The organism is Cobetia sp. SIMBA_158 (assembly GCF_046566945.1).
Classification (GTDB): domain Bacteria; phylum Pseudomonadota; class Gammaproteobacteria; order Pseudomonadales; family Halomonadaceae; genus Cobetia; species Cobetia amphilecti.
The window spans coordinates 1-239 of record NZ_JAWJYL010001030.1; the positions used below are offsets into that span (position 1 = coordinate 1).

Consider the following 239-nt stretch of genomic DNA (forward strand, 5'->3'; position numbering starts at 1 on the left):
CTCATCTGCTTCTGCATAATGACCTGAATCGCAGCATGAATCATATGTTGACCAATGGCTTGAGTATCGCTACCAAGTAGTTCTTTTAGCTTGTCAGAAAAATCAATAGTCATCAACGGCGCTTCATCTTGTTCAGCATCACGTAACAACAATCTGCCATCATCTGCTTCCACCAACTCTAACGTGGTTTCTTTGGCAAATCCTGCAAATTGATCGCTACTCTCGTTATCTACTTCTAT

Annotated in this window: 1 protein-coding gene; it reads right to left on the reverse strand. The window is 41.4% G+C overall.

The window, feature by feature from the left end; all coding sequences use genetic code 11:
* Window positions 1-239 (reverse strand): hypothetical protein (locus tag R2R70_RS22925; RefSeq protein WP_410979335.1); only part of this gene is annotated, 239 nt, incomplete at both ends.